A 26635-nucleotide genomic window follows, 5' to 3' on the forward strand; every position below is an offset into this window, starting at 1 on the left:
ACTGCGCTAGTCTGACGTTACTATAAAATCTTCACACTATGAAAAAAACTATAATAGCAATCCCGTTTTTAATCTTAGTCCTATTCGGATTATCCTGTAACACTTCTAAGAAAGAGAATAAAGACGATGACTCGACCGAGACGAAAATAATGCTAGGGAAAACCACCTATTCCATAGACACCTCAGGTACTTCAATGAAATGGACAGCCTATAAGTTTACGGATAAATTAGGCGTAAGCGGTACTTTCGATGAATTGAGGTTACGGCTTAAAACGGATTCTGGCCCGATAGACGAACTATTAAAGAATGCAGAAGTGACAATCAATACTATGTCAGTAAATTCCGGCAATGAAATTCGTGACCCAAAACTACGGACTTCCTTTTTCAATGTCTTTAAAATGGATACTATTTTTGCAAAAATTCTGGATGCCAGCGATGGTAATGGTTTACTGGAACTGGAAATGAACGACACTTCAAATGATGTGGCCCTCCAGTATGCTATAAAAAATGATTCCCTTATGCTTTCTATCCACATAGATGTATTGTTATGGAACGGCGAAGAAGCACTTAAAACCCTGAATAAAGAATGTTATGAAGTACATACCGGCACAGATGGTATTTCCAAGCTATGGCCGGATGTGGATGTGGTCTTGAAAATACCTGTCAAGCTAGAATCCCTATAAAACTAAGGGTTCAGCTCCTTTTCCTTAAAAATAGTCCCCAAACGTTTTATCAATTGTGCCAATACCAACGATCCTAAGGCGAACAGGGCGGCCCATCCCCATTGTTCGAAAAAAAAGGTCTTTAGGGAGAGTGCGCGGGCCACAGGAGGAATCAAATAGACACCGAAGGTAATGGTCAACGACAAGACCAAGGCGCCCCAAACCCAAACATTCGTAGTCACTTCATTCTTAAGGAACGATTGCGAAAGCTTCGGCATATTAAAAATATTCAACAACTGGGCCATCACCAAGGTGTAGAATGCCATATTGTTTATCGTATCGGCATCTAGTTGCAAAACAGTATCCGCATACACGACTATACCAAGTACGGACATCGAGATAGTCAACCCATATACCACGGTGTCATACCAGTCGTTTCGTGTCATTATAGGCTCTTTGGGATTTCTGGGCGGTAGTTCCATACTATCTTTTTGACCCTTCCCAAGCCCCAAGGCCAAAGCCGGAAATGTATCTGTAACCAGGTTCAAGAATAGGATCTGTAGGGGTAACAATGGCGAGGGTAAATTCAGCAGCGCTGCAATTCCCACCGAGAGTATTTCTGCCAAATTACAGGATAATAAATACACCACGAACTGCCGTATATTCTGAAAGACCACCCGGCCCTGATTTATGGCCATCTCTATGGCCGTAAACTTGTCGTTCTTGAGAATGACATCGGCCGCTTCACGGGCCGCACCTGTTCCCCTAATACCCATGGCGATTCCAATATCCGCCTTTCTTAATGCGGGAACATCATTGATACCGTCGCCGATCATCCCGACCACATGATTGTGCTTTTGATATAATTGTATCAGCCTTAGTTTCTGTTCCGGGGTCGTTCTAGCAAAAACAACGGCGTTGAGCAATTGTTCCGTTTGAATAGCATCGATATCTTCTGTGCGTTCAAGATTTTGGCCCTGTAGAACTTTACTCCTATCCGCAGATAACGACAATAATCCGATTTCCTCGGCAATTTTTTGTGAAGTCCCGGGATGGTCTCCGGTAACCATGATCACCTTGATACCCGCCTTTTTGTAGATGTCTATGGTGGCCCTGACATCATTTCTTGCCGGGTCAATGCAACCCATAATGCCCACAAAGGTCAGGTCTTTTAAAAGGGTATCCAGGGTAGGTTGGTTCTCTGTTGATTTATGGGCGAATGCCAGTGTACGGAGACCTTGGGACGCCAATTCATGTACTTGGCCGAACCATTTTTCTTTATTGTCAAAAGGTATCGTTTTGTCGTCTTTCAAAATTGTTTCGCAATGGACCACCAGACTTTCAAAGGCTCCTTTTACAAAGACTTGGAAACCATCTTCAGATAGATGCGCGGTCGCCATAAGTTTCCGTTCGGCATCAAAGGGCAGTTCCAATATTTCGGGAAATTTTTTTCGTATGTCTTCTGGGGTATATCCTATACGGCTGGCAAAATTTAGCAAAGCGACTTCCATCGAATCTCCATACCCTTCCAACGAAATAGATTTTACATTGTTACATAATATACTGGCCATCAACATCCTATCGAACGCTAGGGTATTTCCTAACCCCCCGAATTCGCCCCTATTTTTATGTGGGATATCGGCTAGGTAACCGTCCTCGAATACCAAAGTATGCACCTCCATTTTATCTTCGGTCAAGGTTCCCGTTTTATCAGTACAAATAATATCGGTGGCCCCGAGGGTTTCCACGGCTTCCATTTTTTTAATAATAACCTGTTTTTTAGAAAGTCGAAGCATTCCCCTTGCCAGTGCAATGGTAGCGACAATAGGAAGACCTTCAGGTATTGCTGCCACGGCCAAGGCCACGCCCGTTTCTATCATTAGGACCAAATCTTTACCATTTAGGTAACCCGAGATGACGATTATAATGGTAAGAATCAAGGTAAGCCAAATGAGCCATTTACTGAGATGATTTAGTTTTTTTTCCAAAGGCGTCGCTTGCTTTTGCGCATCGATACCCATTTGCTGTATGTTTCCCAACTGGGTATGTTTTCCCGTGGCGGTAACGATTGCCCTTCCGAATCCCGTCATGACCATGGTACCCTTGAATACCATGTTCAATTGGGCTGTAATTGGGAGGTCGGCGGATAGTATTATGGTCTTTTTATGAATCGGGACACTTTCCCCCGTCAATGCGGACTCCTTTATCGTTAAATTGTCGACCGCAACCAATCGCGCGTCGGCGGAGATGACATCGCCGCTTTCCATCATGATAAGGTCTCCTGGTACCAATTCCGATGCCGTTATTTTGCTGATCTTGTCCTCCCTGATTACTGTGGTCATTGCCTGACCCATTTTACGCAAGGCTTCTAAAGACCGAACGGCCTGCAACTCCATAAAAAAACCTATGGCCGTAGATATCAGAATTACGACAAGAATGGCGATACCTTCTAACCAGTCTCGAAAAAGAAAGGCCAATAAGGCCGCTGCGACCAAGATGTAAATAATCGGATCTATCAATTGATCAAGAAGAATGCGTATTCTTTTTTTGGGTCGATGCTCCGGCACTTGGTTCTCCCCATACGTTTTAAGATATTCTTTTGCCCGGGATACGGTCAATCCGCTATCAATATTGCTGTTCAATTGTACGGCGACATCTGCCGACTCAAGGGAGAATGGCTTTTGGACCATGGTAGTAAGGATTTAGGGTATTACAGTAGTTTTATAGAAAAACATCCCCTTTGAAGGTACAAAGAAATACCCTCGAACCAAACCTATTTCACATGGACGCAACTAGGTTTAGGCAGGAGGGTATTACAGAAAAAGAAAAGCTTGCTTTTCAATGACTTATGCTATCTGTACCTTTTTAGGTGGCAGTTTTTTTTCTTCTTCCTTTTTCGCAAGATTAAAGCTCAAGATGCCATCGTTATATTTGGCTTTGATGGCCTCTTGTTTAATACTTTCGGGCAGTTGCAATGAACGTTCGAAAGCATTGTAAGTGAACTCCCTGCGGGTATAATTATCCTCTTTTTGTTCGTCGGAAGTAGATTTTTCCGCCTTGATGTTCAGGCAACCGTCTTCTATGGTTACTTCAAAATCCTTTTTGGCAAAGCCTGGAGCCGCTAGTTCGATTTCGAAATTATCATCGGTTTCCTTGATGTTCAAGGCAGGCTCCGATCGTTTACCGTTCCAGAAATTATCGGGCATCATATTTCTGACCCAACCACGATTATCGAAAAAATCGTCCAAGTCGAAAAAATCTTGGGTAATCAGGTTTCCAAACGGCCTTCTTTTAAATTTTACTAGTGACATAATAGTACGTTATTAAGGGTTAAACATTTTCTTGCACCGAAAGTACATCCAACTACCTTTGGATGAAATGATTTAGGTCAGTCCGGCTAAATTTCTTTCCATTTAAATTTGGATAACTTTATCGCTAACACAATCAATTGACCGCATGGGCAACCCTGCCGATTTTGGAATAGAAGGACTCTCTGATGAAGCGGTCCTGCGCTCTCGAAAAACCCACGGTAAAAACACCTTAGACTACAACAAGGAATATAGTTACTTGGATGTCCTGAAAAGCGTATTCAAGGAGTCCATGGTCATTTTATTGGCGGTAGCTTCCAATATTTACTTTATCAGCGGAAATGTCGGCGATTGCATCTTTTTTTTGGTGTGTATTTTGGCGGGAGGAGGTCACTTTCAAAAACTGCCCACATACAGGTACTGTATGTTGCGAAATCGGACAAATCCTTGACTGTCGAGGAACGAATCCGCAAAGAAAATTTGTTGCAACGCCTTACCGAATTTTTAACGAATCCCATCAGTTTTCATACGCTAGGCAATAAAAATGTGGAGAATGCCATTCTTGATTTCGCCAAAAATTCAAGGGCCGACTTTATCGTAATGGTCTCCAAGGACTACAATTTTCTACAGAAACAATTTTTGGACACCACGGTCGAAGAAGTAAGTTCGATACGGCCATACCGCTTCTGTCCGTTCAGGGATAAGCACAATACCCCATTGAACAAAGCATTGCGGAATGATATATGTCATAGTTTCCCAGTTTTCAACGAGATATTTTTGAGACATCAACATGAAACATGATGAAAACCCTACTGATCCCTACCGATTTCTCCGCCAATGCGATGCATGCCATCGATTATGCTTTGGACCTCTATAAATGTGAACGTATCAATTTCTATTTTTTGCACGCCTTTGCCGATAAAGCGTACGGTTCTTTCAACCCTTAAATCTTGAACGATGAAAAAAATATTGTTGCCTACCGACTTCTCCGACAACGCTTGGAACGCCATGGTATATGCACTCGAATTCTTTAAGGACGAAAAATGTGAGTTCCACATATTGCATACCTATACACCTACCTTTTATCGTGTCGACTATATGATGGGCGGCCCGACCTATAGCGCCATACCTGATATGGGAGTTGAAGTTGCACAGGCGGGCTTGGACAAGACCTTGGTAGATATCAAACTGAAATTCAAAAACTCCAAACATCGGTTCAAGACACTATCCGCATTTAACACTTTGACGGATGAACTCATGGAGCTTTCCGAACGTAAAGATTTTGATCTGATAGTTATGGGCACACAAGGGGCTACGGGTGCCAGGGAAATTTTCTTGGGGACCCATACTGTACATGTGCTTAGAAAGTCAAGGATACCGGTTTTAGTCATTCCTACAGGGTATGCTTTTGAGAAAATAAAATCCATTTTGTTTCCCTCCGATTATGCTATGCCCTTCACTAAAGACGAGTTACAGTTGCTTATCGATATGGCACAGATGCACAAGGCCCATTTAAAGGTATTGAACGTAAAAGACGATTATGACCTGACCGAAGGCCAAAAGGTAAACAAGAAGTCTGTGGAGGCCATTTTTAAGACACTTCAGCCGACATTCGAACAAGTTAAGGGCAAATTGATGCCTAACGCTATCCACGAATATATAGAACAAAACAATACCAGTTTGTTGGCCATGATGAACCGAAAGCATTCTATCATTGATAGGTTGTTGGTAAAGCCAAATATAGATTCCATAGGCTACCATACGAAGATTCCATTTTTGGCACTGCCACAAACTTTGGTAAAACCAAAACAATAGGTCATGAAAAAAATACTATTGCCCACTGATTTTTCCGATAATGCCTGGAACGCCATATTTACAGCCATTAAACTTTATGCTAACGTAGATTGTCAATTTTATCTCCTGCATGCCTATGAGCCCCAAACTTTGAATATGCTGAGCCGAAAAGGCCAACAGCGGTTAGGGACCATTTACGATTCGCTTTCGCAATATTCCAAACAGGAACTAAGTAAGGTTTTGACCTATCTCAAGGAAAACCACCATAGTCCAAGGCACGGTTTTGAGATATTTTCAAAATCGGATACCTTGGAAAACGCCGTACTCGATGTAGTATCGGAATGGGACATCGATACTGTAGTAATGGGAACACAGGGCGCAACGGGTGCCAAGGAAATTTTTATGGGAAGCAATACCGTAAAAGTACTGAAGAAAGTTAAAAACTGTCCGGTTTTGGTAGTGCCATCCGGTCATAATTTCCAAAATCTCAAGATATTGGTCTTTACGACCGATTTTACAAGAATCTATGAAAAGTTCGAACTTTTGCCAATTACCCAACTGGCCGAACATTGGAAAGCACAAATTCAGATTTTACACGTTGCCGTTGAGTTTGTCCTGAACGACACCCAAAAAGCGAACCGCCATATTCTTCAACAGCGTTTGGGCGACGTAAACTTTTCCTATAGCAATGTTACATTTGAAAGCAACGTGGCCCATAGTGTTGAAAAATTCGTGTCGCAGAACAACGTCGACCTAATGGCCATGATACGTTACCACCATACTTTTTGGGAGAAAGTCATCGAAGAGCCGGTCGTAAAAAAAATAGCGTTCCACTCAAATATACCTGTGCTGATGCTTCCTGAAAGGCGATAAATATTTGTGTTTGACTTTAAAAAATAAAGGCGATGAAAACTAAACATATTGTGCTACCTACGGATTTTTCGGCGAATGCCGAAAATGCCATTGACTATGCCCTCTCCCTTTTTGAGAAAATAGCATGTAGATTTCATATCCTGAACGCCTTTCAGGTTAGTCCCTCAGGTCTGGAAAGCACAAGAAGTAAGGCCAAGGATACCCGTTTATTCCGTGCGATAAAAGGGGAATCGGAAAGAAGTATCCATCGACTTATAAGCGACTTAAAGACAAAGAACGAGAACCCCTTACATACGTTCGAGAGCCACTGTGTTGCCGACTCCTTGGTAAATGCCATCGGTCGAATTGCCGTCGAAAAGAACATTCGGTACATAGTTATGGGCACGAAGGGTTCTTCGGCGGTCAAAGAAGTTTTTTTAGGCAGTAGTACGATCAATGTTTTGCAAAAAATCGATTTCTGCCCCATTATCGCCGTACCCTCCAACTACGTCTTTAACATACCTGATAAAATCGCCTTTGCTACCAATTTTGAACATACATATTCCAAGGCCGAACTAATTCCGTTAACCGATTTGGCAAGATTATGGGATTCAAAGATTACCATAGTTCATGCAGAACAAGGAAAGGAATTGTTGGCACATCAAAAAACCGCTAAGAAGCTTTTGAGCGAAAAGTTGCACGCATTGCCATATACTTTTGTTGAAGTGAACGGACATGCCAAGATTTCGGAAGCGATTATGGCATATACCACAGAGCATGAAAATATAGGAATGATTACCATGATCAATTATTGGCACAGCTTTTTCGAGAAGTTAACGAAGGAAAATGTAATTAAAAGGGTAGCTTTTTATACCGAAGTTCCCTTCTTGATATTTCCACTTATCGTCCCATAGCATAATAGGGGCGCCTTGCCCTTTGAATTGAAGATAAACTAATGGCGTCGAAGGTTTTCGGACGCTCTGTATCTTCAGGAAAAGTGTTGGTAAAGTTCTGTATAGGGTGGCCGATTCTGCCCAATTCTTTTTTCACTTGATCGAAAGCTTTCTGACCATTGTAAAGAAAGCAAATGAGGCCATTCTCGATATCAATGTCTATGATCCGAATATCCATGATTCGGCTCAAATTGCGCCTAATAAGTTTTCTGCACGTAAGGGAGTCCACGTTCTTTAAGGTTGCTAGTGCTTTCATGATACTGGGTTTTATGCAAATTAAAAAATTGGGGAGTGGAATAAAATGATATAGATCAGTTGAAAAGAAAATAAAGTGATGTTCTTTTAAATAGTAGTGAAAAAAGATGACACATCGTAACAGAAATTGTAATAAGAATTGATATCGGAGAGAGCTTAACAAAAATTTCGGCTGGTATCAAGGGATGGTAAAATATTGGACAAAAAGATATTACATACCGAAGCCCACCTACCCTATTCAGATTTTATCCGACGGTTAAAAAAGGAAGTCGACGGGCTAACGGCCAAGTTGGATGCCAAAACTCCCATTTTGCACATAGGTGCCGGTCACCATCAGAAGAAAGGTCTTAAAACTCTTGGCCAATATGCGTGAAGACTCAAGCATGCGCACCAATAGTTTTGAGGAACCGAACGGCGAGAATAGTTCGGATGCAGCTTTGGAAGGGGATAGTATAGCACTAAGGGCATTTGAGAAAACGGGAGAGATATTAGGTAGTAAAATGGCCAACACCGTAGCCCATCTCGACTAGGCCTTTATTTTATCCGAAGGGCTGAGCAAGGCCGGGGATATTCTTTTAAAACTGATAAAGATGTGTATGGAGCGTGATCTTTTCAACGCATACAGCGGTAAGATTAAAGTCTTGCTCTCGAAGGCTTCACGTTCTGATGTGGTGCTTGCACCTGCTGCATTGGCTTGGCTAGAAATTCAAAAAGCAAGAAAGTTAGGTACGCCTTGAATTTCTCGAGTGTTCCGTGTCAAGTAAAAGTTTCTCCTTCTTCCCTATTTCCTTAACATGGTCGGCGATACTGAAGATTTCTTTTTTTAGGGCCTTGAATTCCTTTTTTCCAAATAGAGTTACCCAATCGCCTCCAATATGATATATGTCATTGGGACAGTGTTCCAATTCGATTACTTTTAAATCATCAACAATAGAATTACAACCATGAAAAATATACTGATACCTACCGATTTCTCCGGGAACGCCTGGAATGCCATAAGGTATGGCATGGCCCTTTTCAAAAAAGCGAAATGTACGTTTTACATAATCAATGTACATCCCATTACCGCTTATTCGGGCGGCGAAGCGGCCATGTATGCCTCCCAAGAAATCTTGGAGCAAAGCATCTTAAAGGAAAATAAGGAACAACTAAAAAAACTGCTAAAAGAGATTGAACGTTTGCCATTTAACACCAAGCATACATTTCACACATTGGCCCATTACGGTTTTTTCACGGACTATATCAAACAGGAGGTCAATGATAAAAACATTGATTTGATAATCATGGGTACAAAAGGTGCCAGTGGTATCAAGGCGGTTTCATTGGGCAGCAATACAGGGGATGTCATTACCAGGGTAAAATGTCCCGTATTGGCCGTTCCGGAGGATGCTGAATATCACAGACCTAAGGAAATTGCTTTCCCTACCGATTATCATTTGAATTATGATGTAAAAGTGCTGGAAGATCTGAAGGAGGTGGTGCTAATACACGGGTCGGCCGTTCGCTTTCTATATATTTCAAAGGCCGGAGAGGAACTCACGGACCAACAAATAAAGAACCAAAAATTCATGGAGGATTATTTTGCCGGCAGCGAACATAGTTTCCACAAAGTAACTGGAGAAAAATTAGAGACGGCCGTACAGTGCTTTACCCAGAGTAGGGATATCGATATTATCGCCATGGTGGCCAAAAACCTGAACTTCTTGCAACGGATTTTGTTCCGGCCCACCGTCGAGAAAATTAGTTATCATACCAAAGTACCTTTTTTGGTACTTCATGAATAGCTAAGGTTAAACCGCATTACCATAAATAGGCCTTGACCTAAAACAAAAAAAGAATTGTTGGAACTAAGTCAAACCAACTAGCGCAAATTGCCCGCATTGGTAAATTCACATGCCGACCAAGAACTAAAAGTGGAATTTTCCAAGGACTATTTAAAAAAATTGTTGGGCAACATAGCTCTTTTTCACGACGATCCCGATAACGGAATCATAGCGGCCGTCAACGAATTTCAGCAAAAAACGAAAATCAATCTATTGGTCATGGTTCAGAACAAGCACACCTTTATGGAACGGCTCTTTATAGAACCGGTCATCAAGAAGATAGGGTTTCATATAACAGTGCCTTTTATGGTCACTCCACAATTATAAGATGAAGACAATGAAAAATATACTTGTAGCGACCGATTTCTCCAACAACGCATACTGCGCACTTTTTTACGCCGTAAAATTGTTGGCATCCAAACCGTGCACCTTTTATCTACTTAATGTATTTGATGAACTTACTCCATTGTACGGCAAAAAACCAAAGCTCTTAGGTAGTAAGAAGCGTCTAGAAGAGGTGTATATAGAATCAAAGGAAAGGTTGACCGAGACCTCCCATAGAATATTGATGGACAATGACAATCCTCTCCATCGATTTGAGACGTTGTCCGAAAAAGGTATGTTAACAACGATTATAAGCAAGACCCTTTCAAAAAAACAAATAGACTTGGTAGTGATGGGCAATAAAGGCCTTACCGAAGCCGCCGATATCTTTTTTGGCAGTAACACCATTAGGGCCCTAAAAAAAATAAATCGGTGTCCGGTTTTGGCGATTCCTGGAGAAATGGATTTTAAGCAGCCCAAGGAAATCGCATTTGTTACCGATTTCAAAAAAGGCTGTGCCCATGAGACTATGAAACCCTTGCTTTTTTTGGCCTCGTTGGCCAAAGCTTCAATTAGGGTCTTGCACATCACCGAGGAAGAGATTTTGAACAACGAGCAGGAATCCCGAAGAAAACTCTTGGAAAGTTGCCTAGAAGGTGTCGAACACAGCTTTCATTGGATGCAGGCGTTCGACGATAAGGCCAAGGTCATCGATGCCTTTTTGAAAAAACTGGAAGTGGATCTCTATGCCATGGTCAACCGTAAACACAGTTTATTTGAAAAACTGACCCGCGAACCGGTCATCATGGATGTAAGTATGTATTCGGAGACCCCGCTTTTGATTCTTCCGCAACAAGACTGACACTTGTCATAGGCAATCATACGTATGCCCCATAAATTTAATCTAATAACCCTAAAATAGCAAAGTGATGGACAAAAGAATATTAGTACCGACGGATTTTTCGAAGAACGCATTGAATGCTGTACGTTACGCATTAGACCTATATAAAAAACAGAATTGTGAATTCTATTTTTTGAATATATTTCGAGTAGATAGTTATACAACCGACACATTGATAATTCCTGAACCGGGCAGTGCGCCGTATGAGGCGGCAAAAACCAAATCTGAAGAAAGTTTTTCAAAACTCTTGGATATGCTAAAGCTGCACCATGATAATCCCAAGCATACCTATCATACGATTAGCACTTACAACTTTTTGTCGGAGGCCTTTAAACAGACTATCTCTAAGAAGGATATCGACCTTGTGGTTATGGGAACCCAAGGTGCTACGGGTGCCAGAGGTGTAATCTTCGGAAGCAATACCGTCAATGCCATGGAAAAAATCAGGGAGTGTCCGGTGTTGGCAGTACCCGAAGATGTACGGTTTTCAACGCCCCAAGAAATCGTTTTCCCTACAGACTACAAGTCGGCCTTTAAACGCAGGGAGCTAAGTTATCTCATTGAAGTCGCTAAAATGCACGATGCCGCCATTCGCGTCTTGTATGTAGCCAAAAATCCTGATTTGAACGATAACCAAGAGAACAACAAGCAATTATTGGAAGATATTTTGGAATCCGTCGACCATAGCTTCCATACCTTGACCGAAAAAGACGTATCCGATGGAATAACCTCTTTCGTGGAAAGCCGCAACAGCGACATGATTGCCTTTATCAACAGAAAACACTTCTTCTTTGGTAATGTATTCTCTAAACCTTTGGTCAAAGAAATCGGGTACGATGCCACCGTTCCTGTCTTGGCCTTGCATTAATCGAAATATCCTAAATGAAACGTTATGAATATTGGAATGTGGATGGATAAGGAAAAGGCGCATATCGTGACCAGGCGATCGAATCGAAATCAATGGTGTCAAAGGCGATGTTCTCGACATTGATAGTACATATACCACTATGATGGAAATTGGGGAATGGGTCAACATAGCTAATTACGAATAGCACTTTATTATTCTTTTTCCGCTACCGCCACCCCTCCCAAATCAAGGCCGCCGCTCCACAAATGGCTGCGGTCTTGCCTTCCATCCCCGAAGTCAGGATCTTTACCTTCCCCTTATAGACTTCCAATAAATCTTCCTCGAAATAGGTTTGAAGCGGATCAAAGATCAGTTTGCCGCTATTGACAAGGCCACCCATTATAAAAAAGGCTTCGGGCTGTGTAAACGCGGTAAAATTCGCCAATGCCAATGCCATGGTCTTAGCGGTATAATCAAAGGCCTTTAGGGCAATGGGGTCGCCCTCTTCGGCAGCTTTGGTAATGTCCTCGCCGTGGAGGTCGTTGTAGGCGATGTCCCGAAACCGGCTATCGTCCATATACTTGCACAACATATAAAGTATGGTGCGTTTTAGGCCCGTAGCGGAAACGTAGGCTTCCAGTCCGCCCTTGACGTTCAGGCCGGTCAACCGGCCATCGCCCAAGGTCATATCGACATGGCCGAGTTCGCCCGCGAAACCGTCATAGCCTTCGATCAATTTTCCATTGGCGACGATGCCCGCCCCGAGACCAGTGCCCAGAGTGATGACGATAAAATCGTTCATGCCCTTGGCGTTGCCAAAGAGCATTTCGCCCAATGCGGCCGCACTGGCATCATTCATGATTCGCATGGGGAGGTCGATGCGTTGTTTTAATTTTTCCAATAAGGGCACAGAACCTTTCCATTTGAGGTTGGCGGCGTTCTCTATGGTACCGTTTCTGCTCGATGCATTGGGCGCACCGATACCGCAGCCGATAAGGTTTACTGGCGATTTGATTTTCGCTTTCAGTTCGTAAATCCCACCAACTATCCTATCTAAAAAATCGTCGAAATTCTCGAATTCCTGTGTCCTGAAAAAGAGTTTTTCATGGCATACGCCCTTTTTATCCACTAACCCGATCTTGGTCTGGGTGCCGCCTATGTCTATTCCTGCTACTAGATCCATATACCGCTAATTTATGAAGTATCCTTTTGAACTTCAATAATAGGATATCATTTCTAAATCAGGAATGACAGCGGTCATGTTTTTCCTTAAAACGGAAACTTATTTTTGTTCAGAACGATAAAAAACTTCGTGTCATGAACAAAATTTCGACAATATTAGTCCCTTTCGACTTTTCTGAAAGTGCTAAAAAAGCATTAGAATATGCTGTAGCCTTCACGGGACGTGATGATGATATACAAATTGTATTGGCCCATGTTTCGGGACATGGCAATTTTTAGCTGCTTCCCGAAAATTTTACAAAGTTACAGGCAAAATATAGCAGAGTACTTAAAAATAAATTGGAATGGACGACCCGAGGCGGGTCGCTGACCCAAGCCCTGTTGAACATACAAAAAACCCAAGAGATAGACCTTGTAATCATGGGTACCTTTGGCACCAATACCGAGAGCGATACCGAACACACCAATACCTCAAAACTTGTACTGAAGGCCGATTGCCCTGTTCTAGTAGTACCAAGGGGCCATAAAGATTTTCAAATGAAGCGCATAGCCTTGGTACTTGGAAAAGAGGAAATAGACGATACCAAGGCGCTGGGCACCTAATTGGAGGTCGCCCGAAGGTTCAACGCCAAGGTACATGTCGTAACGATCGAGAACCGGGCTGAAAGTTATGGCTATTCGGAGGAAGAGGAAAAGAACGAGAATGCCATTGCGTATTATCTCGAAAATTTTTATGCCGAACGTGTCTTTGTTAAAAACAAGGATGTGGTGGAATTGAGGTAGAACATACTATTCATACCATATTTTTTATCTTTGAAAAAGATAGTGATACAATTATAAACACCGCCAATGATCCAAGACCTTAAAGAAAACTACGGACATATTTTCGAGCAAGATCTGTTGAACGAGATCAACAAAGTTGCCATTATTAAAGAAATACCGGAAGGCACCAAATTGATGGAAATAGGAGACTATATCAAATCCATGCCCCTTTTGGTATCAGGCGTTATCAAGGTTTTGCGCGAAGATGATAACGGCGACGAACTTTTATTGTATTTTCTTGAAAATGGGGACACCTGTGCCATGACGCTGAACTGCTGCATGACACACACTAAAAGTGAAATCAGGGCGATTGCCGAGACCGATTCAAAATTGATCATGGTGCCCATTCAAAACATGGAGGAATGGATGGCCAAATATAGCTCGTGGCGAAATTTTGTACTACAGAGTTATAACAATAGAATGAACGAACTCTTGGAAACCCTTGACAGCATTGCCTTTCTGAATATGGACCAACGCTTGCTGAAATATCTGGGCGATAAGGCTCGGGTAACGAAAAGCATGATCATTCGCAGTACCCATCAAGAAATCGCCTACGAACTACACACTTCGAGGGTTGTGGTTTCCCGCTTGTTAAAAAAATTGGAAAACATGGGCAAAATTGTCTTGAACCGCAATCACATCAAAATTCTCGATCTAGGATTGTAGGGTTTTAATAATGTTCTTTTATCTTGGTCGAATCAAGTCGTGTCAACTAGGAGCGGAAAACCTCGTTTTTGGGCCTTGATCGACACGTTTCAATTTGGCTGCCTAACTTAACTCATAACTTCTATAGGTAACCGATATTACTGCCCCATGTATTTTCTAGCCCTAATTCTGGCTCTATTGTAAAGATGATTATGGGGATAATTGAAATTGGGTACGTCGATCCTCGTTACCGGTATCGTTCTTGGTTTGATGTTGGGTGGTGGCTCCATTTTGACCGTTCCCGTTTTAGTGTATCTCTTATACATCAATCCCGTAGTCGCGACCCCCTATTCGCTTTTTGTGGTCTGGGTTTCTTCTTTAGTTGGTGCCTTGCGGAATATATAAAAGGGGTTTGTCGATTTTCGAACGGCCATCGTTTTTTCCATTCCCGCGTTTATCGCTGTTTACGTTACGCGGAAGTATTTGGTGACCGCCATTCCAGAGAAACTTTTTACTGTTGGAAGTTCTTTGGTAACGAAAGACGCATTTCATAGAGTTGCACAGGGCGAAAAGCGTTTCACAGAAGTAACTTATGATACAGATTTTCAAGTATGTATACCTTTGAACCATAGAATTTCTATATTGCCTGCTTCAACTACCTACGGTCGACTTTTCAAGGTCGACCTGATATAAATCATTTCTCGGCCCAAAACAAAATCCGAGTTTTGTAACCTTTGTTACGGTACAGGTTTATAGGTGGTTGTAACATTACATAGCTAACCTTGAAATTAGTTTTAATGAAACAGATCATCCTTTTATCCGTACTTCTATTCTTGGCCAGTTGCAAGGATAAATCGAAAACCGTACCCATCGATACAACCTCCGAAAACGAATTCGCCCGAACGGGAGAAAACCATCCCGGAAAGCAGATCTTGGAAACGGAATGCTACATCTGCCACAATCCGAAGGAATCCGAAGAAAGTATGATCGCACCGCCCATGATCGTCATTAAAAGGCACTATATCGCCGAGAACACAACTAAAGATCAATTTACGGAAGATCTTATCAAATGGGTCAACGACCCTGAAACGGAATCAAAGATACCCGCAGCCCATAAAAGGTTCGGTGCCATGCCCTACATACCCTATCCTGATGATGCCATTGCACAGGTAGCGGATTATCTCTATGATTATGAAGTCGAAAAGCCGGTTTGGTTCGATGCGCATTTCGAATCCGTACACGGAAAAGGAAAGAGAATTGGAAAACGCAAAATGCAAACAGCGGAACCACCTCAAGACAAATATGCTAAAATCGGTATGGAATATGCCTTGGCCGCCAAAGGGGCTTTAGGCAAAAATTTGATGAAGGCCATTCAGCAAAACGGGACGGTCGGGGCCGTCGCGTTTTGTAATGTGAAGGCGTTGCCCTTAACGGATAGTATATCGATCATGAAAAACGCAATCATCAAAAGGGTGTCGGACAAACCTCGGAATCCTGATAACGCGGCAGATATGGAAGAGTTGGGCTATATTAGGTATTTCAAGAAATTAACGGCCGCAGGAAAGCAACCGAAGCCCGTTGTAAAAACGGAAAATGGCGAAGTGGACTTTTATTTTCCCATTACCACCAACGCCATGTGCCTGCAATGCCACGGAAAACCCAACGATCAGATTCAACCGGCAACCTTGTCCGCCTTGAAAAATCTTTACCCCGCGGATAAGGCGGTTGGCTATGGGGAGAATGAAGTACGGGGACTTTGGGCCATTAATTTTGATAAGGAAAGCGTAGAATAGATATAAATCCTTTGGGCTTAATCGGCGGCATTTCTTGGCATTCAACGATACTTTATTATCATTTGGTCAAAGACACTTTGGCATACGTACTCTTGGCCTTGGCCTCGGTGTTTCTAGTGACCGATTTTATCAGTTTTTGTCCGTTATACAGCATTTTCGGTCTTAGTACATGCAAGGTCAAAGAGTGATTCCGGTTTCCGAAAGGAATAGTTCAAAACAAATTCAATTAAACCCAAACTTTAAATAAATGATCTTAAAATTGATTTTACCCTTGGTCTCATGGGGAAACGGAACCATGATGATCGCAATTTTCGCATTGGTATGTGCGGTTCTTATAGGAACCGTAATCGCCATGATGTCGGGCGGGAAAAAGAAAAAGGAGTGACGAAAAAGACAATATTGCTAACGATTATAGGTGTGGTGGTCGGTGCAGTTGCAGGCTACATTTATTACGTTGAAATTGGCTGTTCGAGCGGAACCTGTGCCATAACGTCAAAACCTCTGAACAGCAGTTTATATGGTGGACTTTGGGGCGGATTGTTGTTCAGTATGTTCGTAAAATCCCCAAAAAACTGAGCAGATTTGAAACCGTATTTACCTCTCGGCTGGCTAAGTTTTGTTCGGTCGATAAAAAAGGCACTTCCATAATTTGGAAGTGCCTTTTCGTATTTGATACCCGTTCAAACTATTATTTCGCTTTCTGTAACATAGGTTACTGTACAGGCCATTTTCCTGCTCTAATTTTGTCCCAAATAAACTAATGCGATGAAGCACAAACTAGGATGGCTATTATTATTTGCCTTTTATTCGGGAATTGCCCAAGAGGTGGACCTTATTACCAAGGAAGAAGTTTTATCCAAAGTGAAGGAAAGCAACAACACGCTTAAAATGGCGCAACAAGATGTATTGGCCGCCAAAGGCGATTTTAATCGGACCAATGCAGTTTTGCTGCCCAACATTAGCGTGTCCCACACGGGTATCGCCACCACAAATCCGCTGATGGCGTTTGGCACAAAACTGAACCAAGAGATTTTGACAGCGGCCGATTTCGACCCCGATCTGTTAAACAATCCCAGACAGATCGAAGACTACGCTACTAGGGTCGAAGTACAGCAACCTTTACTGAATTTCGATGGCATTTTTCAGCGTAAAGCCGCCAAGGCCAAATGGAACGCTGCCGAACTGCAATCCGAACGAAAACAGGACTATTTGGAACTCGAAGTCGAAAAGGCCTATATGCAACTGCAGCTCGCCTACAAAACGGTGGAAGTTCTAAAAAAGGCCAAAGGGACCGCAATGGAGAACAAGCGTATAGCGGACAACAGCTTTAAACAGGGCTATCTACAAAAATCAGATGTGTTGGCGGTCGAGGTTCGGGTAACCGAAATCGACAATCAATTGCAATATGCGAAAACCAATATTCTGAACGCCAGCAACTATCTCTCCGTTTTGATGGATGGTGACAGCGATCAGATTTTAAGGCCGTCCGATTCATTGTCGGTGGTATACAATACCGTACCCACAGAGAACCTGTCGGAAAACCGAAAGGACATTTTGGCAATGCATTCAGCTACGGAGGCCTATCGACAAATGCACAAGGCCGACCAGATGTCCTTTTTGCCAAAATTGAACGCCTTTGGCACCTATGAGCTGCACGACGATAAAATTTTTCAAGGAGCTGCCAACGGCTATTTGTACGGGGCGGAACTTAAATGGAATATTTTCGAAGGAGGCCAACGCATCGGAAAAATACAAAAAAGCCAAGCGGAATACGACAAATCGAAATTCCAGTTAGAACAATACAAGGCGGAAAGCCAACTAGAACTGAACAAGGCCAAACGGGGATTGGAAGATGCCCTGAACAAACTAAAATTGACAAAACTAGCCCTGCAACAATCGGAAGAATCGCTGCGTATCCGAACTAATCGATTTGAACAAGGACTTGAAAAAACAACGGATCTGTTGATGGCCGAAACTCAATATTCCCAAAAACGATTGGAATATTACAACACTATTTTTCAGCACAATTACGCATTGGCGTACGTGCATTTTTTGATGAAATAATGAAAAAAGTGGGCGGTAGGCCTTTGCAGTCGACCGTAAAAAAAATTCTAAATACTCAATACTAAGTACTTAATACTAAAACAAATGAAAAACAAAAATTATATACTAGCGGCAGTACTTACCATTACGCTACTACTCGCAAGTTGTGGCGGTGAACATAAGCAAGCGGTAGCCGATAACTCCCCCGCGGTGGCCGTGCAAGTGAGTACGGTTTCCGAAGATAATAGCAATCCGTTCTTGACGGTTAGTGGCAAGGTAGAAGCTATCAAAAGTGCCAACATCAGTACCCGAATGATGGGGTATGTGGATAAAATCTATGTGCACGTAGGCGACAAGGTTAAAAACGGACAATTATTGCTGAGCATCAACAATGCCGATGTTTCTGCTAAACTGGCGCAGGTAAATGCCGGAATAGACGAAGCCCAGGCCGCCTTTAACATTGCCCAGAAAGACTTTAACCGATATACCGCATTGTTTCAAGAGAACAGCGCCTCCCAAAAAGAACTGGACGATATGACCGCCAATTACGACATGGCGAAAGCAAGATTGGAATCGGCTACACAATTGAAGAACGAGGTCAATGCGCAACTGTCGTACTCGAATATCCGTTCACCTTTTAGCGGGGTCGTGACCAATAAGTTCATCAATGCGGGCGATATGGCAAATCCGGGGATGCCCTTATTGGAAGTGGAATCCCCCGGAAAATATCAAGTTTTGGCGATGGTGCCTGAATCGGAAATTCTGGAAATTATAAACGATACCGAAGTAACTGTACAACTAAAAGCATCGGACCAAACAGTCAAGGGAAAAGTGACAGAAATCAGCACATCGGCCAAAAATACAGGCGGACAGTATCTGGTGAAAGTAGTTTTGGAAAATTCCGATACCAACATTTTATCGGGTATGTACGCTACGGTACAATTTCCTGTGGAACGGAATGTAGCGACCAGTGCAGTCATGGTCCCCACCCAGGCCCTTGTCGAAAACGGACAGTTAATTGGGGTCTATACCATTAGCCAAAGCAACACCGCCCTCTTGCGCTGGCTGCGTTTGGGGAGAACATTTGGGGATAAGGTAGAAGTGCTTGCGGGGCTTTCCGCAGACGAACAATACATTGTTTTGGCGGAAGGCAAATTGTTCAATGGTGCTAAGGTTTCGGTGCAATGATAGAAAGTATTTAACGGCTCCTCCCCTCAGACGAAGGGAGGTGGACTTAAGCGAAGCAAAAAAACGGAGGGGTTGAAAGCCTCAACCATAGCTCCAAAATTCTGAGTTCGGGTTCAAGCCCAAAAGTTCATGTTCTACCCCTTCCGACCCTGTCCGTATATGACGAACGGGCCCCACCTTACCCAACAAAGGGGAAGGAGCAGAAATTAGCAAAACGCCAAACAAAATAACTAGAAAGAATGAAAGAAGGTTTAGCAGGTAAGATTGCCAAAATGTTCATAGGTAGCAAATTAACGGTGCTGCTTATGATAGTGTTTATGGTCATTGGAGTGTATAGTTCGTTTTTGATCCCGCGGGAGGAAGAACCCCAGATCGACGTGCCGATGGCCGATATTTTTGTGGGCTACCCCGGGGCGAGTCCGACCGAGGTGGAAAGTCGCGTGACAAAACCCTTGGAAAAACTGATTTCGAACATTAAAGGGGTGGAATATGTGTATTCGACCTCAATGAAGGAACAGGGCATGGTGATCGTGCAATTTTACGTAGGCGAGGATATCGAACGCTCGTTCGTGAAGCTGTACAACGAGATTAACAAACATATGGACATTATGCCGCAAGGCGTAACCTTTCCGCTCGTGAAGACCCGTGCTATCGACGATGTGCCGATGTTGGGTCTCACGCTGTGGAGCGAAAATTACGACGACTACCGCCTAAAACAGATTGCACAGGAACTGACCGACGAGATCGAAAAAGTAACCGATGTTTCGGCCACCCAAAAAATAGGCGGGCGCGAACGACAGTTACGCGTGGTGCTCGACAAGGATTTAATGGCCGCAAGCGGACTCGATTTTCTTTCCGTCGCCGAGATGATCAGGGTGAATAACCAACAGTTGAGCGGCGGTTCGTTCGATAAGAACGATACGGAATTTTTGGTCACCACGGGAAAATTCTTGAAAACGGTTTCCGATGTGGAGAATTTGGTTGTGGGCATACAGCAGAACCGACCTATTTACTTGAAGCAAATCGCAATTGTTCAGGACGGCCCCGAAATCCCAAAGGATTATGTATCCCTTGGCTTTGGGCAGGCCAGCCAAAAGGCAGGCACTTATAAATCCGAATACCCCGCAGTTACGATTTCCATCGCCAAGCGCAAGGGCGCGGATGCGATGAAGATTTCTGATGTGATCATCGATAAGGTAGACCATTTGAGAAAGACCTTGATTCCCGATGATGTGCATGTTGAAGTTTCGCGAAACTACGGGGAAACGGCTTCGCACAAGGTTTCTGAACTATTGATGCACCTGATCGGGGCGATTATCGCCGTGACCTTTGTGGTCATGCTGGCCATGGGCTGGCGCGGCGGATTGGTGGTATTTTTGTCCGTTCCGATTACGTTCGCACTGACCTTGCTGAGCTATTATATGCTCGACTATACCCTGAATCGGATTACACTTTTTGCCTTGGTATTCGTAACCGGTATCGTAGTTGACGACTCCATTATTATCGCCGAGAACATGCACCGCCATTTTAAAATGAAACGATTGCCGTTCAAACAGGCGGCCCTGTATGCCATCAATGAAGTGGGCAACCCAACAATTTTGGCCACTTTTACCGTTATCGCTTCGGTCTTGCCTATGGCCTTTGTATCGGGCTTGATGGGTCCGTATATGTCGCCGATGCCCATTGGTGCCTCGATCGCGATGTTGTTATCGCTCTTTGTAGCCTTGACGATTACGCCATATTTAGGCTATATCTTTTTACGGGAAAAGGAGAAGAATGGAAAAGAAAAAGTTGAAAAACCTTTGGAGGATACCTTGATCTACCACTGGTACAAGAAGTTTGAGAGCCCCTTGATTGAGAACAAAAAATACCGTTGGCTGTTCTTGGGGATTACCTTCTTGCTATTGATAGGCTCGGTGGCGATGTTCTTTACAAAATCCGTTGCCGTAAAGATGCTGCCGTTCGATAATAAGAACGAGTTTCAGGTGGTCATTGACATGCCCGAAGGTACGACCTTAGAGCGTACAGGAGTTGTAACCAAGGAGGTCGCCCAATACCTGCGAACCCGCCCCGAAGTCGTCAACTATCAAAGCTATGTAGGCACCTCGGCCCCGATAACCTTTAACGGATTGGTACGCCATTACGACCTGCGCGGCGGTAGCAATATGGCCGATATTCAGGTCAATCTGATAGATAAGGGTGAACGCAGTGCACAAAGCCATGGCATCGCCAGTTTGTTTCGGCCTGAAATACAGCGTATCGGTGCGAAGTACAACGCCAATATTAAAATTGTAGAAGTGCCGCCGGGGCCTCCTGTACTTTCCACAATAGTTGGCGAAATCTATGGCCCCGATTATGATACACAAATCGACATTGCGAATCAAGTGCAAAATATCCTAAAAAATACCGATGATGTGGTGGATGTGGATTGGATGGTAGAGGATGACCAGAAGGAATATCAATTCATTATCGATAAGGAAAAGGCGATGTTGTACGGTGTCGCACCGCAGCAAATAGCCCAGACCATGAACATGGCACTTTCGGAACGGGCGGTAACCAATCTATACGATGAGGATGCCGCCGACCAAATAGGATTGCTATTGGCTTTGGACGAAAAGGAAAAATCCACAATCAACGATATCGCCCAATTAAAGGTCAAATCGAACCAAGGGAATATGGTTACGATTGGCGATCTGGCCGATATTGAGGAGACCACAAGTGCAAAAAGCATCTATCGCAAAAACCAAAAACGGGTAGTGTATGTCTTGGCCGATATGGCTGGGGAATTGGAGAGTCCCGTTTATGCTATTCTCGGCATGGAAGAAAAACTAAATGAAATTGCATTGCCACAAGGGTATGCCCTTAAAGAAATGTATTTGGGCCAGCCTGATTTTGAAGATGATTATACGGTTAAATGGGATGGGGAATGGCAAATTACCCTTGAAGTTTTTCGGGATTTGGGAATCGCTTTTTTAGGCGCCATAATATTGATTTATATCTTGATCGTAGGATGGTTTCAAAACTTTAAAGCACCTATAGTAATGATGGTTGCCATACCATTATCATTGATAGGAATTGTATTAGGACATTGGGTTATGGGCGCATTTTTCACGGCAACTTCTTTCATAGGCATGATTGCATTGGCAGGAATTATGGTTCGGAATTCGGTATTACTCATCGATTTTATCAATCTGCGATTAGCGGATGGTGTGCCATTAAAACAAGCGACAATCGAAGCTGGGGCAGTGCGTACCACTCCTATCTTGTTAACCGCGGGAACAGTGGTGATCGGTGCGTTCGTCATTTTGTTCGATCCTATTTTCCAAGGATTGGCCATCTCGCTGATGGGTGGTACGATTGTCTCTACGGTCTTGACTTTGTTGGTGGTGCCCTTGGTGTATTATATGATCGAAAGGAAAAAGTATCCGGAAATTGAGATTGAAGAAACAAAACACCAAAATGAAGATTAAGAAATATAGATAACGAAAAAGATTCCTGCGTTTACGGGAATGACATTAAAACGAAATATTTATGAAACTACTGATCGTAACCGTCGTAGAGCAATTCGAAAAAGAAATCTTGCGACTCTTTAAACAAGCGAATATCGAGAGCTTTAGCGGCTCGGACATTGATGGGTATAAAAATCATACGTCAATGGTGCGAACCGCAAGTTGGTTCCCTAGTGAAAAAGGTAGGGTAGAATCAAGTTTGTTCTTTTCCTTTACCGAAGATGGAAATATTGAAATCCTTTTCGAGCTGATTAAAGAATTTAATTCAACCTTGGAAACCAACAACCCCATAAAAGCGGTGGTGGTTCCTATAGAAAAATCTATTTAAGAACTTAAAATCAACAATTATGATCAACAGATATATCCGTGCCATTGCGGGCATCTTCATTATCATCAGCGTGCTTTTGGCGATGTACGTCAACATTAACTGGCTTTGGTTTACCCTTTTCGTGGGTGCCAATCTATTACAATCTTCTTTTACTCAATGGTGCTTAATGGAGAAATTCTTGCACAAATTAGGTGTGAAGAAAGAAGGGGATAGTTGTACGGTTTAATGTTAAAATTAGTAAAACAGAAGAATTGGCGGGAAACAGGTTTCTATATTTGAATTCTAAAAGTCATTGCCGGCAAATTCACATGGTGGGCAAGATTTTCGCCGATGTTACTACAAAAAAATGTACCAGTCCGCTTCGGCCTTGAGTGGTAAGGCCTTTAAAGTCCGTAGGGATCTTTTTGCGTAAGGGTACAATCCTATTTCTGCGGCATAATCTGAAATTTGGTGCACTTCTATATTGTCGGGCAAATGGCCATGAAGGGCGACCCTGAGAAATTTATCGATTTCTTCCTGTATTTTGGTGGTGCTCATAAAGTTGATTCCAGGAAGATTAACATGCACTAATTTAACATCCGTTTTTAGGGAATTGAACAATATTACGGCTTTGTGATATGCCGGTACATTCTCAATCTAAAATTCGAATCCGAAAACTACTTTTTTGAGATCAAAATCAGGGAATTATTCTGTGATGACCAATACGGGTATTCTGTGATGATTGTTTCCATCGGTAAGGTCGTATTTTTCGTACTTTAAATCTATGGTCTCAAAGTTATGACAGACATCCTAGAGTTTTTATGATTAAAGTCATTGTTGCATAACAACATAATTTGGAGTTTTGAATGGTGGCAATCTTGCAAACTTTTCTCGATAATTTTGTTGGGAATATAACCAACCTAAGACATCAACCATTGAAAAAAAGTATCCTATTTTTTGTTACGCTGTTGTGGCTTTCATGCGATGGGAAACAGGAAAAAATCCTTCCCCGGAAAACAGCCTTGACCGAATCGGTCTATTCTTCGGTAACCGTTCAACCGGATAGCCTATACCAAGCGTATGCAGCCGTAGCGGGAATTTTGGATAATAACTTGGTCGAGGAAGGCGATATCGTTGAAAAGGGAACACCATTGCTACAAATCATCAATAACACGCCAAAGCTGAATACCGAAAACGCAAAACTGGCATTGCAATTGGCATGGGAAAACTATAGCGGAAGTTCGGCAGTTTTAAAAGGATTGAAGGACGAAATACAGGCAGCGAACTTGACATTTCAGAACGATTCCATCAATTTCTTTCGGCAAAAGCGATTATGGGAACAGCAGATCGGCTCAAAAGTGGAATTCGACAACCGTAAGCTGGCCTACGAACTTTCCCGTAACAATCTGAACTTGCTAAGAAGCCGATACGACCGAACCCAAAACGATTTGCACACACAGGTGCTACAAGCTTCCAACACTCTAAAAACTTCCCAAATCGCAACGGAAAATTTTACTGTTACCAGCAAAATCAATGGAAAGGTCTATGCGCTATTTAAGGAACCAGGAGAAATCGCAACCACAATGGAACCGCTAGCATCAGTAGGCAGTGATGCTGTTTTTATCATTGAAATGCTGGTCGATGAGGTCGATATTGTAAAACTGACCGTCGGCCAAAAGGTGTTGGTTACCTTGGATGCATATCAAGGGGAAGTTTTCGACGCTGATGTCAGTAAGATCTATCCACGAAAAGATGAAAGGTCGCAGACGTTTAAGGTGGAGGCACGTTTTAAAAATCCTCCAAAAACTTTATATCCCGGTCTGGCAGGGGAGGGCAATATTGTCATCGCCCAAAAAGAGGATGTGTTGACCATTCCCAAATCCTATCTTATCAATGGAAATCAAGTAAAAACCGAAAATGGATCGGTAGCCGTAAAAATCGGACTGCAAAACCTAGACCAAGTCGAAATTCTTGAAGGCCTTGATGCCGACACCCCTATCTTAAAGCCAGAGAAATGATCAATTGGAAAGTCATACTCAACATTGCCAAGACACATTTGTTGACCAAGATGAAAAGTACGGTTACGGCTGCGCTCGGGGTAACTTTTGGTATTGGGGCATACATTACCATGGCGGGGTTTATGACCGGGCTGAACGATCTACTCGATGGGCTGACGCTCAACCGAACGCCACACATCCGATTGTATAACGAAATCGAACCTTCCGAAAAGCAGCCAGTTTCCCTATATGCCGAGTTTGAGAATGCTTTCAACGTAGTGCGCTCAGTGAAACCGAAACAGAGCCAAAAAAAGATTCACAATGCGCTGCCTATCTTAAACTATCTTAAAGCCAACGATGCCGTAAAAGGGGTGACCCCACAATTGCTGGCGCAAATTTTCTATATCTCTGGCTCAATAGAATTGGGCGGTACCTTGGTAGGGGTAGATATTACCGAGGAAGCGCGCCTGTCAAACATTAACGACTACATCGTAGAAGGAACACCTGAAGCATTGCGAAATAATGCCAACGGAATCCTTTTGGGTGCGGGGTTGGCCGAAAAAATGTCCCTTTCGGTGGACGACCGTGTGCAGGTCAGTACCGTAGCAGGGACTATTTTTCCCTTAAAAATCGTTGGTATCTATCAAAGTGGATTGGCCGAAATCGATAATGTGCAGAGCTACGTGAACCTAAAGACCGCACAACGTATTTTGGGCGAACCGGAAAACTATATTACCGATATTAACATAAAGCTCTTTAATATAGATCAGGCACCGGCAATGGCGATAGGGTTGCAACGGCAATTCGATGTCAAAGCCATCGATATCAACAAGGCCAATGCACAATTTGAAACCGGTTCCTACATCAGAAACCTGATTACCTACGCCGTTTCGATTACGCTGTTGATTGTGGCCGGATTTGGGATCTATAACATTCTGAACATGCTTATTTACGAAAAAATGAAGGACATCGCCATTTTAAAGGCAACTGGATTTTCAGGTCGCGACGTGCAATTGATCTTTATGAGCCAAGCGATGATCATTGGTCTTATGGGCGGACTTTTGGGCTTGTTGATGGGTTTCGGCCTTTCCGTTATGATCGACAATGCGCCCTTTGAGACCGAGGCGTTGCCGACGATCAAGACCTACCCCATCAATTACAATCCCATGTATTATGCCATAGGAATCGTCTTTGCGTTGATATCCACTTTTATTGCAGGATATTTACCGGCCAACAAGGCGAAAAAAATCGATCCGGTAAAAATCATTAGGGGTACTTGAAAAATATTGGCAGTAAGTAACAGTTTATGAGTGCAATGTTTAAATGGCAGTAATCCTTAATCAAAGAAAGATTTTCTCCAACCGAATAAAACCCATAAATTTTTGCCATACAATTTTAGGGGATCTTGTGTACGGTAACTGAGCGCAGAC

The 26635-nt window shown here is 43.0% G+C and carries 32 protein-coding genes and 3 pseudogenes; 30 read left to right on the top strand and 5 right to left on the bottom strand.

What is annotated here, in order from left to right:
• Positions 1-38 precede the first annotated feature (38 nt).
• Entirely contained in the window at positions 39-683 is a 645-nt protein-coding gene (locus tag BLT07_RS10275; protein ID WP_091868390.1) for a YceI family protein, read from the top strand.
• A gap of 2 nt (positions 684-685) precedes the next feature.
• Here the strand turns inward: BLT07_RS10275 and BLT07_RS10280 are convergent, their stop codons facing one another.
• On the bottom strand, positions 686-3352 hold the full coding sequence (locus BLT07_RS10280) for a cation-translocating P-type ATPase (RefSeq protein ID WP_091868392.1): 2667 nt from the start codon (positions 3350-3352) through the stop codon (positions 686-688).
• Positions 3353-3508: 156 nt separating this feature from the next.
• Entirely contained in the window at positions 3509-3973 is a 465-nt protein-coding gene (locus BLT07_RS10285) for an Hsp20/alpha crystallin family protein (protein WP_091868394.1), read from the bottom strand.
• A gap of 145 nt (positions 3974-4118) precedes the next feature.
• On the opposite strand from BLT07_RS10285, the gene BLT07_RS10290 reads away from it, so the two are divergent.
• The 6 genes from BLT07_RS10290 to BLT07_RS10310 are packed head-to-tail and all read left to right on the top strand — an operon-like array spanning position 4119 to position 7530.
• Positions 4119-4421, top strand: a complete 303-nt coding sequence (locus BLT07_RS10290) for a cation-transporting P-type ATPase (RefSeq protein WP_091868395.1) — start codon at positions 4119-4121, stop codon at positions 4419-4421.
• A complete protein-coding gene (locus BLT07_RS10295) occupies positions 4418-4771 on the top strand; it encodes an adenine nucleotide alpha hydrolase family protein (RefSeq protein WP_091868397.1) in 354 nt (117 codons plus the stop codon). Before BLT07_RS10290 ends, BLT07_RS10295 begins: the two co-directional genes overlap by 4 nt.
• Positions 4768-4917, top strand: coding sequence for a universal stress protein (locus tag BLT07_RS20730; RefSeq protein WP_175455308.1), 150 nt, complete (start codon positions 4768-4770; stop codon positions 4915-4917). Before BLT07_RS10295 ends, BLT07_RS20730 begins: the two co-directional genes overlap by 4 nt.
• 10 nt (positions 4918-4927) lie before the next feature.
• Positions 4928-5785 carry a universal stress protein gene (locus BLT07_RS10300; protein ID WP_091868399.1) on the top strand — a complete coding sequence of 286 codons (858 nt, stop codon included), beginning with the start codon at positions 4928-4930 and terminating at the stop codon, positions 5783-5785.
• Between the two features lie 3 nt (positions 5786-5788).
• A complete protein-coding gene (locus BLT07_RS10305) occupies positions 5789-6637 on the top strand; it encodes a universal stress protein (RefSeq protein ID WP_091868400.1) in 849 nt (282 codons plus the stop codon).
• A 32-nt stretch (positions 6638-6669) separates the two neighbouring features.
• The gene (locus BLT07_RS10310; protein ID WP_091868402.1) at positions 6670-7530 is read left to right on the top strand and encodes a universal stress protein; all 861 of its coding nucleotides are present in this window, start codon (positions 6670-6672) and stop codon (positions 7528-7530) included.
• Here BLT07_RS10310 and BLT07_RS10315 read toward each other — a convergent pair.
• Positions 7517-7825, bottom strand: a complete 309-nt coding sequence (locus BLT07_RS10315) for a hypothetical protein (RefSeq protein ID WP_091868404.1) — start codon at positions 7823-7825, stop codon at positions 7517-7519. The two genes, BLT07_RS10310 and BLT07_RS10315, sit on opposite strands and share 14 nt — an antisense overlap.
• Positions 7826-8020: 195 nt before the next feature.
• Between BLT07_RS10315 and BLT07_RS20985 the strand changes: the two genes are divergently transcribed.
• The 8 genes and pseudogenes from BLT07_RS20985 to BLT07_RS21720 all read left to right on the top strand — a co-directional run.
• Positions 8021-8197, top strand: a complete 177-nt coding sequence (locus tag BLT07_RS20985; protein WP_175455309.1) for a hypothetical protein — start codon at positions 8021-8023, stop codon at positions 8195-8197.
• Positions 8190-8354: a hypothetical protein gene (locus BLT07_RS20990; protein WP_175455310.1), complete on the top strand. Its 165-nt coding sequence runs from the start codon at positions 8190-8192 to the stop codon at positions 8352-8354. The genes BLT07_RS20985 and BLT07_RS20990 overlap by 8 nt, the downstream gene beginning before the upstream one ends.
• A 66-nt stretch (positions 8355-8420) precedes the next feature.
• Positions 8421-8561, top strand: coding sequence for a hypothetical protein (locus BLT07_RS20995; RefSeq protein WP_175455311.1), 141 nt, complete (start codon positions 8421-8423; stop codon positions 8559-8561).
• Between the two features lie 207 nt (positions 8562-8768).
• On the top strand, positions 8769-9608 hold the full coding sequence (locus tag BLT07_RS10325) for a universal stress protein (RefSeq protein ID WP_091868408.1): 840 nt from the start codon (positions 8769-8771) through the stop codon (positions 9606-9608).
• An 87-nt stretch (positions 9609-9695) separates the two neighbouring features.
• On the top strand, positions 9696-9974 hold the full coding sequence (locus tag BLT07_RS10330; RefSeq protein WP_175455312.1) for a hypothetical protein: 279 nt from the start codon (positions 9696-9698) through the stop codon (positions 9972-9974).
• Positions 9975-9984: 10 nt separating this feature from the next.
• Positions 9985-10833 carry a universal stress protein gene (locus BLT07_RS10335; protein ID WP_175455313.1) on the top strand — a complete coding sequence of 283 codons (849 nt, stop codon included), beginning with the start codon at positions 9985-9987 and terminating at the stop codon, positions 10831-10833.
• Positions 10834-10900: 67 nt separating this feature from the next.
• A complete protein-coding gene (locus BLT07_RS10340) occupies positions 10901-11740 on the top strand; it encodes a universal stress protein (protein WP_091868412.1) in 840 nt (279 codons plus the stop codon).
• Between the two features lie 70 nt (positions 11741-11810).
• Positions 11811-11918 (top strand): annotated as a pseudogene (locus BLT07_RS21720) (mechanosensitive ion channel family protein); the annotation flags it as partial.
• 27 nt (positions 11919-11945) lie between these two features.
• Here BLT07_RS21720 and BLT07_RS10345 read toward each other — a convergent pair.
• Positions 11946-12902, bottom strand: a complete 957-nt coding sequence (locus BLT07_RS10345; RefSeq protein WP_091868414.1) for an ROK family protein — start codon at positions 12900-12902, stop codon at positions 11946-11948.
• A gap of 134 nt (positions 12903-13036) precedes the next feature.
• On the opposite strand from BLT07_RS10345, the pseudogene BLT07_RS21350 reads away from it, so the two are divergent.
• The 13 genes and pseudogenes from BLT07_RS21350 (at position 13037) to BLT07_RS10410 (ending at position 23455) form a co-directional block, all read left to right on the top strand.
• A pseudogene (locus BLT07_RS21350) lies at positions 13037-13504 on the top strand (universal stress protein).
• Entirely contained in the window at positions 13505-13684 is a 180-nt protein-coding gene (locus BLT07_RS10360; RefSeq protein WP_091868420.1) for a hypothetical protein, read from the top strand.
• 66 nt (positions 13685-13750) lie between these two features.
• On the top strand, positions 13751-14389 hold the full coding sequence (locus BLT07_RS10365; RefSeq protein ID WP_091868422.1) for a Crp/Fnr family transcriptional regulator: 639 nt from the start codon (positions 13751-13753) through the stop codon (positions 14387-14389).
• Between the two features lie 191 nt (positions 14390-14580).
• Positions 14581-14911, top strand: a pseudogene (locus BLT07_RS21355) (TSUP family transporter); the annotation flags it as partial.
• A 254-nt stretch (positions 14912-15165) separates the two neighbouring features.
• Complete coding sequence (locus BLT07_RS10375; RefSeq protein WP_091868424.1) at positions 15166-16161, top strand: Tll0287-like domain-containing protein; 996 nt, start codon at positions 15166-15168, stop codon at positions 16159-16161.
• Positions 16162-16268: 107 nt separating this feature from the next.
• Entirely contained in the window at positions 16269-16349 is an 81-nt protein-coding gene (locus BLT07_RS21625; protein WP_394331314.1) for a YgaP family membrane protein, read from the top strand.
• A gap of 59 nt (positions 16350-16408) precedes the next feature.
• A complete protein-coding gene (locus BLT07_RS21005; protein WP_175455301.1) occupies positions 16409-16546 on the top strand; it encodes a hypothetical protein in 138 nt (45 codons plus the stop codon).
• Positions 16543-16737, top strand: a complete 195-nt coding sequence (locus tag BLT07_RS10385; RefSeq protein WP_091868428.1) for a DUF6132 family protein — start codon at positions 16543-16545, stop codon at positions 16735-16737. The genes BLT07_RS21005 and BLT07_RS10385 overlap by 4 nt, the downstream gene beginning before the upstream one ends.
• A gap of 189 nt (positions 16738-16926) precedes the next feature.
• Positions 16927-18225, top strand: a complete 1299-nt coding sequence (locus BLT07_RS10390; RefSeq protein WP_091868430.1) for a TolC family protein — start codon at positions 16927-16929, stop codon at positions 18223-18225.
• Positions 18226-18309: 84 nt separating this feature from the next.
• Positions 18310-19392 (top strand): efflux RND transporter periplasmic adaptor subunit, encoded by a 1083-nt coding sequence (locus BLT07_RS10395; RefSeq protein ID WP_091868432.1) that lies wholly within the window; start codon positions 18310-18312, stop codon positions 19390-19392.
• Between the two features lie 239 nt (positions 19393-19631).
• Positions 19632-22862 carry an efflux RND transporter permease subunit gene (locus tag BLT07_RS10400; RefSeq protein ID WP_091868434.1) on the top strand — a complete coding sequence of 1077 codons (3231 nt, stop codon included), beginning with the start codon at positions 19632-19634 and terminating at the stop codon, positions 22860-22862.
• Positions 22863-22923: 61 nt separating this feature from the next.
• Positions 22924-23229, top strand: a complete 306-nt coding sequence (locus tag BLT07_RS10405; RefSeq protein WP_091868436.1) for a hypothetical protein — start codon at positions 22924-22926, stop codon at positions 23227-23229.
• Positions 23230-23248: 19 nt separating this feature from the next.
• Positions 23249-23455 (top strand): YgaP family membrane protein, encoded by a 207-nt coding sequence (locus BLT07_RS10410; RefSeq protein WP_091868438.1) that lies wholly within the window; start codon positions 23249-23251, stop codon positions 23453-23455.
• Between the two features lie 110 nt (positions 23456-23565).
• On the opposite strand, the gene BLT07_RS10415 is transcribed toward BLT07_RS10410, so the two are convergent.
• Positions 23566-23766 carry a hypothetical protein gene (locus BLT07_RS10415; protein ID WP_091868439.1) on the bottom strand — a complete coding sequence of 67 codons (201 nt, stop codon included), beginning with the start codon at positions 23764-23766 and terminating at the stop codon, positions 23566-23568.
• Between the two features lie 377 nt (positions 23767-24143).
• Here BLT07_RS10415 and BLT07_RS10420 point away from each other — a divergent pair, with 377 nt between their 5' ends.
• Both BLT07_RS10420 and BLT07_RS10425 read left to right on the top strand, forming a co-directional pair.
• On the top strand, positions 24144-25226 hold the full coding sequence (locus tag BLT07_RS10420) for an efflux RND transporter periplasmic adaptor subunit (protein ID WP_245726507.1): 1083 nt from the start codon (positions 24144-24146) through the stop codon (positions 25224-25226).
• Positions 25223-26485, top strand: a complete 1263-nt coding sequence (locus BLT07_RS10425; protein WP_091868443.1) for an ABC transporter permease — start codon at positions 25223-25225, stop codon at positions 26483-26485. Before BLT07_RS10420 ends, BLT07_RS10425 begins: the two co-directional genes overlap by 4 nt.
• The last annotated feature ends 150 nt before the right edge of the window (positions 26486-26635 follow it).

It is taken from the genome of Pricia antarctica, assembly GCF_900101815.1.
Taxonomy (GTDB): domain Bacteria; phylum Bacteroidota; class Bacteroidia; order Flavobacteriales; family Flavobacteriaceae; genus Pricia; species Pricia antarctica.